The sequence below is a fragment of the Pseudooceanicola aquaeponti genome (genome assembly GCF_050897975.1).
Classification (GTDB): Bacteria; Pseudomonadota; Alphaproteobacteria; order Rhodobacterales; family Rhodobacteraceae; genus Pseudooceanicola.
The window spans coordinates 203,338-216,245 of sequence record NZ_JBPAXY010000004.1; the positions used below are offsets into that span (position 1 = coordinate 203,338).

The 12,908-nt window shown below is 69.4% G+C and carries 14 protein-coding genes and 1 tRNA gene; 9 read left to right on the plus strand and 6 right to left on the minus strand.

From position 1 onward, the window contains the following. Positions 1–64: 64 nt before the first annotated feature. The 4 genes from ACRARE_RS10780 to ACRARE_RS10795 all read right to left on the minus strand — a co-directional run bounded on the left by ACRARE_RS10780 (position 65) and on the right by ACRARE_RS10795 (position 3,183). Positions 65–271, minus strand: a complete 207-nt coding sequence (locus ACRARE_RS10780) for a cold-shock protein (RefSeq protein ID WP_432656439.1) — start codon at positions 269–271, stop codon at positions 65–67. A 199-nt stretch (positions 272–470) separates the two neighbouring features. Further along, positions 471–1,664 carry a geranylgeranyl reductase family protein gene (locus tag ACRARE_RS10785; RefSeq protein WP_432656440.1) on the minus strand — a complete coding sequence of 398 codons (1,194 nt, stop codon included), beginning with the start codon at positions 1,662–1,664 and terminating at the stop codon, positions 471–473. Between the two features lie 3 nt (positions 1,665–1,667). After that, positions 1,668–2,612 (minus strand): alpha/beta fold hydrolase, encoded by a 945-nt coding sequence (locus ACRARE_RS10790; RefSeq protein ID WP_432656441.1) that lies wholly within the window; start codon positions 2,610–2,612, stop codon positions 1,668–1,670. A 7-nt stretch (positions 2,613–2,619) separates the two neighbouring features. Then, positions 2,620–3,183: a L,D-transpeptidase gene (locus ACRARE_RS10795; protein ID WP_432656442.1), complete on the minus strand. Its 564-nt coding sequence runs from the start codon at positions 3,181–3,183 to the stop codon at positions 2,620–2,622. Between the two features lie 335 nt (positions 3,184–3,518). On the opposite strand from ACRARE_RS10795, the gene rfbC reads away from it, so the two are divergent. The 6 genes from rfbC to ACRARE_RS10825 all read left to right on the plus strand — a co-directional run bounded on the left by rfbC (position 3,519) and on the right by ACRARE_RS10825 (position 8,396). Continuing rightward, positions 3,519–4,088, plus strand: a complete 570-nt coding sequence (gene rfbC / locus ACRARE_RS10800) for a dTDP-4-dehydrorhamnose 3,5-epimerase (protein WP_432656443.1) — start codon at positions 3,519–3,521, stop codon at positions 4,086–4,088. Next, entirely contained in the window at positions 4,085–5,137 is a 1,053-nt protein-coding gene (gene rfbB / locus ACRARE_RS10805) for a dTDP-glucose 4,6-dehydratase (protein ID WP_432656444.1), read from the plus strand. Before rfbC ends, rfbB begins: the two co-directional genes overlap by 4 nt. After that, complete coding sequence (gene rfbD / locus ACRARE_RS10810; protein WP_432656445.1) at positions 5,134–5,988, plus strand: dTDP-4-dehydrorhamnose reductase; 855 nt, start codon at positions 5,134–5,136, stop codon at positions 5,986–5,988. The genes rfbB and rfbD overlap by 4 nt, the downstream gene beginning before the upstream one ends. Continuing rightward, a complete protein-coding gene (rfbA, locus tag ACRARE_RS10815; RefSeq protein ID WP_432656446.1) occupies positions 5,985–6,866 on the plus strand; it encodes a glucose-1-phosphate thymidylyltransferase RfbA in 882 nt (293 codons plus the stop codon). Before rfbD ends, rfbA begins: the two co-directional genes overlap by 4 nt. A 108-nt stretch (positions 6,867–6,974) precedes the next feature. After that, a complete protein-coding gene (locus ACRARE_RS10820; RefSeq protein WP_432656447.1) occupies positions 6,975–8,129 on the plus strand; it encodes a DUF2793 domain-containing protein in 1,155 nt (384 codons plus the stop codon). Between the two features lie 3 nt (positions 8,130–8,132). Then, positions 8,133–8,396, plus strand: coding sequence for a hypothetical protein (locus ACRARE_RS10825; protein WP_432656448.1), 264 nt, complete (start codon positions 8,133–8,135; stop codon positions 8,394–8,396). On the opposite strand, the gene ACRARE_RS10830 is transcribed toward ACRARE_RS10825, so the two are convergent. Then, positions 8,393–9,205, minus strand: coding sequence for an ABC transporter permease (locus tag ACRARE_RS10830; RefSeq protein WP_432656449.1), 813 nt, complete (start codon positions 9,203–9,205; stop codon positions 8,393–8,395). The two genes, ACRARE_RS10825 and ACRARE_RS10830, sit on opposite strands and share 4 nt — an antisense overlap. Positions 9,206–9,281: 76 nt before the next feature. Here ACRARE_RS10830 and ACRARE_RS10835 point away from each other — a divergent pair, with 76 nt between their 5' ends. The 3 genes from ACRARE_RS10835 (at position 9,282) to ACRARE_RS10845 (ending at position 12,615) form a co-directional block, all read left to right on the plus strand. After that, positions 9,282–10,478, plus strand: a complete 1,197-nt coding sequence (locus tag ACRARE_RS10835; protein ID WP_432656450.1) for a KpsE/RkpR family capsule polysaccharide export protein — start codon at positions 9,282–9,284, stop codon at positions 10,476–10,478. Further along, entirely contained in the window at positions 10,475–11,137 is a 663-nt protein-coding gene (locus ACRARE_RS10840; RefSeq protein WP_432656451.1) for an ABC transporter ATP-binding protein, read from the plus strand. The genes ACRARE_RS10835 and ACRARE_RS10840 overlap by 4 nt, the downstream gene beginning before the upstream one ends. 122 nt (positions 11,138–11,259) lie before the next feature. Then, positions 11,260–12,615, plus strand: a complete 1,356-nt coding sequence (locus ACRARE_RS10845) for a methyl-accepting chemotaxis protein (RefSeq protein ID WP_432656452.1) — start codon at positions 11,260–11,262, stop codon at positions 12,613–12,615. Between the two features lie 38 nt (positions 12,616–12,653). Here the strand turns inward: ACRARE_RS10845 and ACRARE_RS10850 are convergent. Then, positions 12,654–12,730: transfer RNA gene (locus ACRARE_RS10850), tRNA-Arg, on the minus strand. Positions 12,731–12,908: the final 178 nt, after the last annotated feature.

Consider the following 12,908-nt stretch of genomic DNA (forward strand, 5'->3'; position numbering starts at 1 on the left):
ATATCCCGGGGGGCATTGAGCCCGCCAGGGCTCAAGGGGAGCAGAGCCCCCTTCCTGCCCCGCCTCAGTCCACCGTCAGGTTGATCGCCGAAAGGCGGCCGTCGCGGCCTTCCTTCAACTCGAAGCGCACCCGCTGGTTGTCGGCCAGCCCCGGCAGGCCCGAGCTTTGCAGCGCGGTTACATGCACGAAGATGTCCTTGGCGCCGCCTTCGGGCGCGATGAAGCCGTAGCCCTTGGTTTCATTGTACCACTTCACGATTCCGGTCTGCATCGGTCTGATCCATCCTGGGTCGGCGGCCCCGTGACGTGCAGGCAGGGGGGCACAGGCCGAACATCCTGCCCGCGACATGCGGCAGGCTGGCCCGGTGCGGCGGCCCGCGCGGTCCCGGGTCAGGGCCTGCGCGCGCGCCTCCGTTGCCCCGTCACGATTTGCCGATTCTCGCGCCCGATCAAGTGTTTCGCGCGCCCGCTCACGGGGTTTTGCCGCGCCGTACCGCCCCGGCGAGGAAAGCGGGCAGGCGGCGCAGCACGGCGCGGGCCATGTCGGGATATTCGATCTCGCCCGCCAGCAGCCGCATGTAGAGCTGGCGCAGGTGCCCCGACCGGCGGAAGGCCGACAGGAACGCCGGGCGGAAGAGCGGCGCAAACAGCAAAAGCCGGATCGCCCGCGCCTGGCGGATCGCCCGGTGGATCGGGCGCAGGGCGGCGCGGTAGCGGGCCAGGGCGGTGGCGGGCGCTCCTGCGGCCAGGGCGCGGGCGGCGGCCCGGGCGGCCAGCTGGCCGCTTTTCATCGCATAGGCGATGCCTTCGCCGGTGATCGGATCGACCAGCCCCGCCGCATCGCCCGCCAGCAGCACCGCGCCGCGCCCGGGCCGAGCGGGAAAATCGCCGAAGGGCAGGTGGTGACCCTTCACCGGCAGCGCGGGATCCTGCCCCAGCAGGGCCAGATAGTCGGCCATCGCCGCCTTCATGTGGGGATTGCGCGCCTGCACCCCGCCAATGCCGATGGTGGAACTGCCGCTTTTTGGGAAATGCCAGCCATAGCCCCAGTGTGCGGCGCCAAAGTCGATGCGCAGGGGGGCGGTGGCATTGCCGGGGGCGGCAGGCGCCTCGACCTCAAGGCCGAAGCCCACCCGGGCGCGGTCATGGGCCTGGCCGAAAAGCGCCCGCGCCACCGCCGAATGGACCCCGTCGGCGCCGATCAGCACCCGGGCGGTCAGGCGCCGCCCGTCGGCCAGGGTGACCGCCGGGCCCTCGGGGTCGATCCGGGCGATGCGCTGGCCGGTCAGATCCGCGGCGCCCGCGGCCAGGGCCCGGGCCACCAGCTCGGCGTCGAAGGACCAGCGCATGGTCAGATGCATCGCCGGGATCTGCGGCAGGTGGCCCAAGGGCTGGCCCTCGGCGTGGAACTCGACCGCGGTCTTGCTGTCGATCAGCGCGGGCGGCAGGGGGCTGCCGAAGATGTCCTGGAAGTATCGGGCCGAGCGGCCGGTCAGACCGCCGCCGCACAGCTTGGCCCGGGGAAAGCGCGCCTTGTCCAACAGCGCGACCGACAGCCCCTCGGCCCGGGCAGTGCGGGCCGCCGCCGCCCCCGCCGGGCCTGCGCCCAGCACGATCACATCGAAATCGCAGGCGGTGGCGGCGGGCGGGGACAGGTCGGCCAAGGGTCAGTCCTCGTCGAAGAAGAAAGCGTGAATATCGTCGAACAGCCGCCGCGAGGTGACGAACAGCAGGTGCCCCTGTCCTTGATAGTAAGTAATTTGATCCGCCGGAAGGCGCGCGGCGAGGCGGCGCGCCATGGCGGGGGTGAACACCGTGTCGGCGTCACCGTGAAACAGCCGCACCCGGGTGCCCGACAGCACGCCGGGCCGGTCCAGGGTCCAGGTCATCAGGCTGAGGGTATGGGCCAGGGTGCGCCGCAGCGAGGGGGTGGACATATTGGCACGCTGCGCCTCGGCACGGGCGGCGCTGTCCTGGGCGCGGGCCGGATCCTCCAGCCCCTCGTCGCCGTAAAGCAGGGTGCGGTAATTCTCGGTCCAGGCGTCGCGCGGGCGCAGCGAGCGGCTGCGCAGCATGGCGCGCACCACCTCGACGCCCGAGCGCAGCGAGGACATCACCCCGGCGGGGGCTGGCCCGGCGGTCGAGATCAGCGCCAGCGAAACCTCGCGCGCCTCCAGCCTCTGGGCCGTCTCGATGGCGATCGGGCCGCCGGTGGAATAGCCCAGCAAATAGACCTCTTCGGCGCCCAGGTCGTTGACGTAGTCGGCGATCAGCTGGGCCGAGCCGTCGATCTGCACCCGGTGGTCCAGCGGCAGACCGTCCATGTCGGGGAAGCGGTAGACGATGAAGGCGCTGTCGGGCACCTGCCAGTCCAGCACCGGGGCGAAGATATTGACCGAGGCGAAGGCGCCGGGAATGGCGACGATGGCGCGTTTCACCCCCGGTTGCGCCCGGCCGTCCTGAAGCAGGGGGAAGGTGCCCGCGCGATCCGGCCCGGGCAGCGGGGCGCAGCCCGCCAGGGACAGGCCCAGCACCAACAGCGGCGCCCAGAGGCGCCGCGCGTTTGCGATCAGTCGAGAGAGCGCGGCCCGCAGGCCCCGGGCCGGGCGCATGGCCCGGTCAGAGCACGGTGACCTGGGTGCCGATCGGCACCTGCTTGTAAAGCGAGATCACGTTCTCGTTCAGCATCCGGAAACAGCCGGAAGAGGCATTGCGCCCGATAGAGCTGGGCTGGGTGGTGCCGTGGATGCGGATCGCCGTATCCCGCCCGTCCTGGTAGAGGTAGAGGGCGCGGGCGCCCAGCGGGTTGCCGGGGCCGCCGGGCATCCGGTCGTTGTTGCCCGCGAACTTGCCATAGATGCCCGGATCTCGGGCGATCATGTCCGGCGTCGGCCGCCAGGAGGGCCATTCCACCTTGCGCCCGATGACCGCGGTGCCGGTGAAGCCCAGACCGGGGCGCGCCACGGCGATGCCATAGCGCATCGCCTCGCCCGGGGCGGTGACGTGGTAAAGGAAATAGGCGCGCGGCAGGATCACGATCGACCCTTCCGCGTAGTCGCGCGAGAAGCTGACCCGCTGCGCGGCCAGGATCGGCGGGCCCTGCACGGCGGCGGCGGGACCGGCCAGGGCGACAAGCGCGGGGGCGGCAAGGGCGGAGGCAAGGAAGGAGCGGCGGCGGATCATCGGCGGTAACCTTTGGGAATCACGGTAACATTCGACTGCGTTTATGCGGTCGATCCTGCCGGACAAACACATGTCGAGCTGTTAACGTTCCCGTGGGAAGCGTTTTGGCTTGCCGCCTGTTGCAGGGATGTCACGGCGCGGCATGGGCTGCTGGCCCCGGTGCCTGCGGAAAGGACGCTGCGGCGGTGCCGTCCTCTGCTATGCAAAGGAAAAATAAACGCTTCGTCCGCTAAGCCAGAGGGCGACGGCCTGCCCCAGGGGACGGTCGCGGCTCCGCAAGCGGGCGCAGAGGGAAGACCCCGGGGAACCCCCGGGCCAGAAGGAACGGTGCCAGAATGGACATCACGCCGACGGATCTGCCCGAGGTCCTGATCCTGACCCCCCGCCGCTTCGGCGATGCCCGGGGGTTCTTCAGCGAGACCTGGAACGCCGCCCGCATGGCCGAGGCGGGGCTGGATCTGACCTTCGTGCAGGACAACCACTCGTTTTCCCAGGCGGCGGGCACCCTGCGCGGGCTGCATTACCAGGCGCCGCCCCATGCCCAGGGCAAGCTGGTGCGCTGCGGGCGCGGGAGGCTGTGGGATGTGGCGGTGGATTTCCGCCCCGCCTCGCCCCGGTTCGGCCAGTGGGTGGGGGTCGAGCTGAGCTTTGACAACGGCCGCCAGCTGTGGATCCCGCCGGGGTTCCTGCATGGCTTCGTCACCCGCGAGGCGGACACGGAAATCTGCTACAAATGCACCGACTTCTACGCCAGCGAGACCGAGGGCGCGGTGCGATGGGACGACCCCGACCTGGCCATCGACTGGGGCGTGACCGACCCGGTCCTGTCCGACAAGGACGCCGCCGCCCCGGCCTGGGGCGCGGTTCAAAGCCCCTTCACCGGCGCATGGGAGGGGGGCGCATGAAGATCCTGGTGACCGGCGGCGCGGGGTTCATCGGCTCTGCCGTGGTGCGTCTGGCGGTGGCGCGGGGCCATGCGGTGGTCAACCTCGACGCGCTGACCTATGCCGCCTGTCCCGAGAATGTCGCCAGCGTCGCCGACAGCCCGCTTTATGCCTTTGAACGCGCCGACATCCGCGATGCGGGCGCGCTGCGGCGGATCTTCGACGACCACGCCCCCGATGCGGTGATGCATCTGGCGGCGGAAAGCCATGTGGACCGCTCGATCGATGCGCCGGGCGATTTCGTCGACACCAATGTCATGGGCACTGCCACCCTGTTGCAGGCCGCGCGCGGCTATTGGCAGGGGCGGGGGCGGCCCGAGGGGTTCCGCTTTCACCACATCTCGACCGATGAGGTTTTCGGCAGCCTGCCCGCCGATCCCGGGCAGCGGTTCAGCGAAACGACGCCCTATGCCCCCAGCTCGCCCTACGCGGCGTCCAAGGCGGCCTCGGACCACCTGGTGCGCGCCTGGGGCGCGACCTATGGCCTGCCGGTGGTTCTGTCGAATTGTTCCAACAATTACGGGCCCTTCCACTTTCCCGAAAAGCTGATCCCGGTGGTGATCCTGAACGCGTTGGCGGGGCGGCCGATCCCGGTTTACGGCGACGGCGCCCAGGTGCGCGACTGGCTTTATGTCGAGGATCACGCCGAGGCGCTGCTGACGGTGCTGAGGCGCGGCCAGACCGGGCGCAGCTATAACGTTGGCGGCGATGCCGAGGTGACCAATCTGGATCTGGTGCGCCGGATCTGCCGTCTGCTGGACGCGCGCCGCCCCGGGGGCGCGCCGCATGAGGATCTGATCACCTTCGTTGCCGACCGGCCGGGCCACGACCGGCGCTATGCGATCGACGCCAGCCGCCTGCGGGCCGAGCTGGGCTGGCGGCCCTCGGTCACCCTGGACGAAGGGTTGGCGCGCACGGTGGATTGGTATCTGGACAATCGCGCCTGGTGGCAACCGCTGCTGGCGCGGGCCGGTCTGGGCACCCGCCTTGGCCTGGGGGAAGGGGTATGAGCGGCGGCATCCTGGTCTTCGGGCGCGCGGGGCAGCTGGCCCGCGCCCTGGCGCGCCAGGCGCCGGTCACCGCCCTGGGCCGGGCCGAGGTGGACCTGATGCGCCCCGGCGCCGCCGAGGCGGCGATTGCCGCCCGAGCGCCGGATCTGGTGATCAATGCCGCCGCCTTTACCGGCGTCGATCAGGCCGAAAGCGAGGCCGGGGCGGCCTATCGCCTGAACGCCGAGGCCCCGGGCGAGATGGCGCGCGCCTGCGCGGCGCGCGGCCTGCCCTTCCTGCATGTCTCGACCGACTATGTCTTCGACGGCAGCGGTACGGCCCCCTGGGCCGAAGACGCGGTGCCCGCCCCCTGCAACCTTTACGGCGCCTCGAAACTGGCCGGGGAAAAGGCGGTGCGCGACGCGGGCGGGGCCTGGGCGGTGCTGCGCACCTCTTGGGTGTTTTCCGCCCAGGGGGCGAATTTCGTCCGGACCATGCTGCATCTGGCCGAGACCCGCGCCTCGCTGCGGGTGGTGGCCGATCAGATCGGCGGGCCGACCCCGGCGGCCGACATCGCCAAGGCGCTGCTGCACATGGGGCGACAGATGGCGGCGGGCCACCCCGGGGGCCTTTACCACTTCGCCGGTGCCCCGGCGGTCAGCTGGGCCGGTTTCGCGCGCGAGATCTTCGCCCGCGCCGGGCGTGCCGTCACGGTCGAGGAGATCCCGACCGAGGCCTACCCGACCCCGGCGGCACGGCCGCGCAATTCGCGCCTCGACTGCCGCCGGATCACCGCGGATTTCGGCATCGCCCCGCCCGACTGGCGCGTCGCGCTGGACGCCGTCCTGTCAGAGCTGGAGGAAAGCGCATGAGCAAGGCGCGCAAGGGAATCATCCTGGCCGGGGGCTCGGGGACGCGGCTTTATCCCATCACCATGGGGGTGTCGAAACAGCTGTTGCCGGTCTTCGACAAGCCGATGATCTACTACCCGCTGTCGGTGCTGATGCTGGCCGGGATCCGCGAGATCGCAATCATCACCACCCCGGAAGATCAGCCGCAGTTTCAGCGCCTTATGGGTGATGGCCGCGCCTGGGGCCTGTCGCTGACCTGGCTGGAACAACCCCGTCCCGAGGGGCTAGCCCAGGCCTATCTGCTGGCCGAGGACTTCCTGGATGGCGCGCCCTCGGCCATGGTGCTGGGCGACAACCTGTTCTTCGGCCACGGCTTGCCAGAACTGCTGCAAGAGGCCTGCGCCGCCGAGGGGGGCACGGTCTTTGGCTATCGCGTGGCCGACCCGGAACGCTATGGGGTGGTGGATTTCGACGACGCAGGCCAGGTGCGCGCCATCGTCGAAAAGCCGAAGGTCGCGCCCTCGCCCTTTGCGGTGACGGGGCTGTATCTGCTGGACGGCACGGCGCCCGCCCGGGCGCGCCAGGTCACCCCCTCGGCGCGGGGCGAGCTGGAGATCGTTTCGGTGCTGGAAAGCTACCTGGCCGAGGGTGCGCTGCGGGTCTGCCAGATGGGCCGGGGCTATGCCTGGCTGGACACCGGCACCCACGGCTCGTTGCTGGACGCAGGGAATTTCGTGCGCACCCTGTCGGAACGGCAGGGCCAGCAGATCGGCTCGCCTGACGAGATCGCCCATGCCCAGGGCTGGATCGACGACGACGCCCTGCGCGCCCGGGCCGAGGTCTTCGGCAAGAATGCCTATGGGACATATCTGCTGGGGCTTCTGGGAGAGGCGCCCTGAGGCGCGGCGCCCCGGCGTGGCGCACGGTGGCAAGAGAGGCTGTTTACCCTTCGGGGCCTAGCGTCTGGGCGATCTCTCCGATTGCCGGAAGAATGCGAGGAGCCCCCGATGCCGGAACTGTCCGCCCGCCTGTCGATGCCTTATCTGCAACCCAGCCAGGCGCAGAAACATGTCACCCATAACGAGGCGCTGCTGATCCTCGACGCGCTGGTGCAACTGGCGGTGGCCGACCGGGATCTGACCGCGCCCCCGGCGGGCCCGGCCGAGGGCGACCGCTATATCGTGGCCTCGGGCGCCACCGGCGACTGGGCGGGCGAGGACGGCCGGGTGGCGCAGTTCGACGGCACGGCCTGGGTCTTTCACGCGCCGCAGCCGGGCTGGCGCGCCTGGGTGGTGGACGAAGAGCGGCTGGTCACCTGGCGCGGTGGCGCCTGGGCGGACGACAGCGGTCTGCCGCTGGAGGCCGCCCAACTGGGGGTGAACACCAGCGCGGATGCGGTGAACCGTCTGGCCGTCGCCTCTGGCGCGACGTTGCTGACCCATGCGGGCAGCGATCACCAGCTGAAGATCAACAAGGCCGGGGCCGGGGATACGGCCAGCCTGCTGTACCAAACCGGGTGGAGCGGCCGGGCCGAGATGGGTCTGGCGGGCGAAGATGACTTCTCGCTCAAGGTCTCCGCCGATGGCAGCGCCTGGGTGACCGCGCTGCGCCTGGCGGGGACCTCTGGCCTGGCCAGCGGCGCGGCGGTGCAGGCCACGGTGGCGGATGACACGGCGGGGCGGCTGATGACTGTGGGCGCCTTCGGGCTGGGCGCGGGCGCGGTGGCCGCGCCGGGCGACGATGCCGACGGCTGCACCCTGGGCGGGATCTATGGCTTCACCGCTTCGGGCGCCAATTGTCCGGTGGGCGATCCCTCGGGCGGCAGCCTGCTGGCCCTGCCGGGCGGCACTGGCACGCGCCAGATCTTCGCCGCCGAAAGCGGGGCGCTGTGGCTGCGCAGCCATGACGGCAGCAGTTGGGGGGCCTGGTCGGCGCTGGTCACCCGGGCCGATACGGTGGGGACCGTGGCGCAAAGCGGCGGCGTGCCCACGGGGGCGGTGATCGAAAGCGGCAGCAATGGCGACGGCGAATACACCCGCTGGGCCGATGGCACCCAGATCTGCACCAATGGCGGCGCCGCGATCACCACCGACCCCGCCGCCTTCACCGGCACGCCGGTCTCGATCGACGGGGCCAAGCTGAAGATCGGGCGCTGGTTCTGAGCCATGGCGCCGGGGCGGCCCGATCCCGGCTGCGCGGCGCGCATCGACGCGGTGATCACCCTGGAAGCCCGGGTGACTCTGCAAGGCGCCGCCCTGGCCGGGTTGCTGAGCTATGAGGAGGCCGCGCTGTGGCGCGATGGCCAGGAATGGATCCTCGACATGATCCGGGCGGGCCGCGCCATGACGGCCGACCCGGGCCGCTGCGGCGACTGGCCCGTTCCGCCCGTCGGGCTGCGCGCCCTGGCGCGCCGGTTCAGCGCGGTTTAGCGGCGCAGGATTTCGCGGTAGTGACGGCGCAGGAACAGCAGGCCGAAGGCCAGGCTGATCAACCCGATCAGCGCCACATAGGCGGGAGAGGCCCAGCTGGCGTCATAGCTGGGATAGACGCCGCGCCGCAGGATCGCGATCACATGCACCATCGGGTTCCACCACAGCCAGTCGCGCCAGGGCTGCGGCACGCTTTCGAACAGGAAGAAGATGGTCGAGATGATGAACATCGGGCGCATCAGGATCGACCAGAGATGCACCCAGATCCCGATCATCCCCTGCAACAGGCAATTCAGCGTCCCCAGCCCCAGGGCCAGCAGGGCGCAGAGGCTGTAAGCCTCTACAATTGCGCCGAAATCCAGGATGGCGCGGGTGCGGAAGATCCACAGGATTCCGGCCAAAAGGATGTAGCTGATCATCAGTTGGGTCATCAGGTTCAGCACGAATCGCGCCACGATCGCCTCGCGCCAGCCGACCCGGGGCAGGGCCAGCAGCGGGCGTGAGAAGTCCAGCGCCCCGGCGATGCGCGACACCAGCAGGGTGAACATGCCGAAGGGCAGCATCCCGGTGGCGTAGAACAGCGGGAAGGTGACACCTAAGCCGGGGCTGCGGAAGGCCATGGAAAAGATCCAGGATAACAAGGCGATACCCGCCACCGGTTCCAGCACCGCCCAAAGGTAGCCCCCGGGCGAGCGGCCATGGCTGGTGGCCATTTCCCGCAGCATCAGCGCACAGATCACCCGTGGCCGGTCGCCCGGCCCCACGGGGCGCACCTTCAGCGGCGGCGGATGGGTCATCTGGTCGGTCAAAGGCGGCTCTTAACCCTTTTCTGACGTTTGCCGCGCTAGCCTTGCCCAGATGAATGAACAAGTCGCAAACAAAGTCGTGGCAGAAAGCCTGCCCGCCCTGACCCAGCCGAAACCGCCCCCGGCCAAGGCGCGGCGCCCGGCCCTGCGTCCGGCGGGGCGGCGGCATCGGCGCGTGGTGGTCAGCTTTCTGGCCTGCGTCCTGCTGCCGCTGATCCTGGCGGGCTGGTATCTGTGGGCGCGGGCGGCGGATCAATATGCCTCGACCCTGGCCTTCACCGTGCGCTCGGAAGAGCAGACCCCCAGCCTCGACTTTCTCGGCGGGCTGTCGGATCTGACCGGCAGCCGCACCCCCGATACCGACATCCTCTACAGCTATCTGCAAAGCCAGGGCCTGGTGGCGGCGGTGGCGGCCGAGCTGGACCTGCGCGCCATCTGGTCGCGTCCGGGCATCGACTGGCGCGGGGGCGATCCGGTCTTTGCCCTGGATCCCGAGGCCCCGATCGAGGATCTGGTGGATCACTGGCGGCGCAAGGTGAAGGTGTTCTACGACGGCGGCACCGGCTTGATCGAGCTGCGGGTGCTGGCCTTCACCCCGGATGAGGCAACGGCCATCGCAGACCAGATCGTGGCGAAAAGCAGCTACATGATCAATGCCTTGTCCGATGCGGCGCGGGAGGACGCCATTGCCTATGCCCGGCAAGAGGTGGACCTGACGCTGACCCGGCTGAAGGCCGCGCGCCGCGCCATGACCGAGTTCCGCAACCGCCACCAGATCGTCGATCCCGGCGCCGAGATGGAGGCCCGGGTCGGTCTGCTGGGCGAGCTGCAAAGTCAGCTGGTCGAGGCCCAGCTGGAGCTGGACATGCTGCTGGCCCGACCAGCGCGCAACCAGGTGCAGACCGCCAATGCCGAGCTGAAGATCGCCACCATCGAACGCCGGATCGAGGCCGAGCGCGCCCGGCTGGGCCTGATCGCCCCCGAGGGCGGAGAAGAGGTGTTTGCCGGGATCATCGGCCGGTTCGAGGAACTGGCGGTGGAACGCGAATTTGCCGAGGCCACGCATCGCGCGGCCTTGGCGCGCTTTGACGCCGCCCAGGCCGAGGCGCGACGGCAAAGCCGCTATCTGGCCGCCCATGTGCAGCCGACCCGCGCCGAAACCGCGCGCTATCCCGAGCGGGGGCTGCTGCTGGCCTGCGTGGGCCTGTTCCTGGCGCTTGGCTGGGCCATTGCCGTGCTCAGCGCCTATGCGGTGCGCGATCGGGGCAGCGGATGATTCGCCTGCAGGACCTGAGCAAGGAGTACCGTCGCGATGGCCAGCGGATCCTGGTCGCCGACCGCATCTGCGCCACCTTTCCGGCGCGCCGCTCGGTCGCCCTGCTGGGGCGCAACGGGGCGGGAAAATCGACCCTGCTGAAACTGATCGCGGGGACCGAGGACGCCAGCGGCGGCGCGGTGATCTCGACCGGCACCATCTCCTGGCCGGTGGGATTCGCGGGCGCCTTCCACCCCCGGCTGACCGGGGTGCAGAACATCCGCTTCGTGGCGCGGATCCACGGGGTCGACAGCGACGCCCTGCTGGAATTTGTCGAGGATTTCGCCAAGCTGGGGGCGCGGATCCGGCTGCCCTACAGCTCGTACTCTTCGGGAATGCGGGCGCGCATGGCCTTTGGCCTGTCCATGGGGCTGGGGTTCGACACCTATCTGGTGGATGAGATCACCGCCGTGGGCGATGCCGCCTTTCGCCGCCGCAGCGCGGACCTGTTCCGTGAACGGCTGACCCGGGCGGGCGCCATCGTGGTCAGCCATTCCATGCCGCAACTGCGCGAGCTTTGCGACATGGGCGCGGTGTTGGAGAACGGGCAGCTGTCGCTTTACGACGATCTGGAAGAGGCCATCGCCCATCACCAGGAGACGATGGCCCGCGCGGCCTGACCCCCGGGCGCGCCGCCCCGGATCCCGCGCATTGTGCGCAGTTTCCCGGCGCGGATTAACGCCGCTGCAAGATCCGCCCACTAGGGCAGAGGGAACGCAACCTTGCCGAGGAGCAAAGAGGCATGGGCCTATTCGGACACAGGGCAACGAGTGCCAGCGGCACCTCGGCGGATGATGCCGCGGTGCTTCAGATCGTCGAGACCACCCAGGCGGTCATCCATTTCGACCCGTCCGGGCGCATCCTGGGGGCGAATCAGAACTTTCTCGACGCGCTCGGCTATCGCGCCGAAGAGGTGGTGGGGCAGCACCATTCGCTCTTTGTCGATCCCACCTATGCCGCCAGTTCGGAGTACACCCGGTTCTGGGATCGACTGCGCAGCGGCGAGCCGCTGGCGGATCAGTATCCGCGGGTGACCAAGTCGGGCGGGCGGATCTGGATCCAGGCCACCTATGCCCCGGTCCGCAATGAGGCCGGAGAGGTGGTGCGGGTGACCAAGATCGCCACCGACGTGACCAAAAGGCGCACCGCGATCGAGCGGCTCAGCGCCGCCCTGGAAAAGCTGAGCCAGGGGGATTTGAACTCCCGCGTACCGGCGCCGGGGATCCCGGATCTGGATGCGCTGGCGCAGGCCTATAACAACTCGATGGACAACCTGGGCCGGATCATCGGTGAGGTGCAGTCGGTGGTTGTCGATGTCGAGGGGGTCAGCCAGCAGATCGGCACCACCACCGACGACCTGTCGCGACGCACCGAAAGCCAGGCGGCGACCCTGGAACAGACCGCCGCGGCCATCGAAGAGCTGAATGCCAGCGCGCGCATCGCCGCGGACGGGGCCATGGGGGTGAAACGCTCGGCCGATGAGACCCGGAGCGCGGCGCAGACCAGCGGTGACCTGATGGATCAGGTCACCAATGCGATGGAGCGGATCGAGCATTCCTCCAAGGCGATCGCGGAAATCCTGTCGGTGATCAACGACATTGCCTTCCAGACCAACCTGCTGGCGCTGAACGCGGGCGTCGAGGCAGCGCGCGCGGGCGAGGCCGGTCTGGGCTTTGCGGTGGTTGCCAGCGAGGTACGCTCTCTGGCCAGCCGGACATCGGATTCCGCACGGGAAATCAAGACCTTGATCGACCAAAGCTCGAACCATGTGACCCATGGGTCGAGCCTGGTGCAGCAGACCAGCACCGAATTGCGCGGCATCTTCGACCGGGTCGCGGCGATGACCCAACAGATCGACGATGTGGCCCTGGGGATCTCGCAGCAGACCACCACGATTGGCGAGATCAACAGCGCGGTCACCAACCTGGACCAGGTCACCCAGCGAAACGCGGCGATCGCCATCGAGACCGCCGAGGCCACGCGCAGCCTGTCGCAGAAGAACGCGCAGCTGCGCGACCAGATGTCGACCTTGCAGATTCGCGGCGGCGGCGGGTCCTGGGATATGCTGGCAGGCCAGGAGCATGTCCGGGCGGGCTGATCCCGGCGCGGGTGACGGGCCCGGATCAGGCGCGTCGCTGGCGACCCCGGAAGGACTCGAACCCTCAACCTGCCGATTAGAAGTCGGCTGCTCTATCCAGTTGAGCTACGGGGCCGCATGAGGGGCTTTTCGGGCAAAGTGCCGCGCTTGGCAAGGCTAGGCAGCCCGCCCACAGCAAATTCCGCGCCCTGTCTAGAGCCCTGCCGAGAGCAGTTGCAGAAGCCCCAGAAGGGCCAGAATAGCCACGACCCCGACCAGCACATACCAAAAGGTTGGCTGCTGGAGCGCCGTCT

Bases quoted from the DNA above. Each gene is read 5' to 3' on its own strand.
- ACRARE_RS10780 (WP_432656439.1), bottom strand. From the start codon at position 271: ATGCAGACCGGAATCGTGAAGTGGTACAATGAAACCAAGGGCTACGGC.
- ACRARE_RS10790 (WP_432656441.1), bottom strand. From the start codon at position 2,612: ATGCGCCCGGCCCGGGGCCTGCGGGCCGCGCTCTCTCGACTGATCGCA.
- ACRARE_RS10795 (WP_432656442.1), bottom strand. From the start codon at position 3,183: ATGATCCGCCGCCGCTCCTTCCTTGCCTCCGCCCTTGCCGCCCCCGCG.
- rfbC (WP_432656443.1), top strand. From the start codon at position 3,519: ATGGACATCACGCCGACGGATCTGCCCGAGGTCCTGATCCTGACCCCC.
- rfbB (WP_432656444.1), top strand. From the start codon at position 4,085: ATGAAGATCCTGGTGACCGGCGGCGCGGGGTTCATCGGCTCTGCCGTG.
- rfbD (WP_432656445.1), top strand. From the start codon at position 5,134: ATGAGCGGCGGCATCCTGGTCTTCGGGCGCGCGGGGCAGCTGGCCCGC.
- rfbA (WP_432656446.1), top strand. From the start codon at position 5,985: ATGAGCAAGGCGCGCAAGGGAATCATCCTGGCCGGGGGCTCGGGGACG.
- ACRARE_RS10820 (WP_432656447.1), top strand. From the start codon at position 6,975: ATGCCGGAACTGTCCGCCCGCCTGTCGATGCCTTATCTGCAACCCAGC.
- ACRARE_RS10825 (WP_432656448.1), top strand. From the start codon at position 8,133: ATGGCGCCGGGGCGGCCCGATCCCGGCTGCGCGGCGCGCATCGACGCG.
- ACRARE_RS10840 (WP_432656451.1), top strand. From the start codon at position 10,475: ATGATTCGCCTGCAGGACCTGAGCAAGGAGTACCGTCGCGATGGCCAG.
- ACRARE_RS10845 (WP_432656452.1), top strand. From the start codon at position 11,260: ATGGGCCTATTCGGACACAGGGCAACGAGTGCCAGCGGCACCTCGGCG.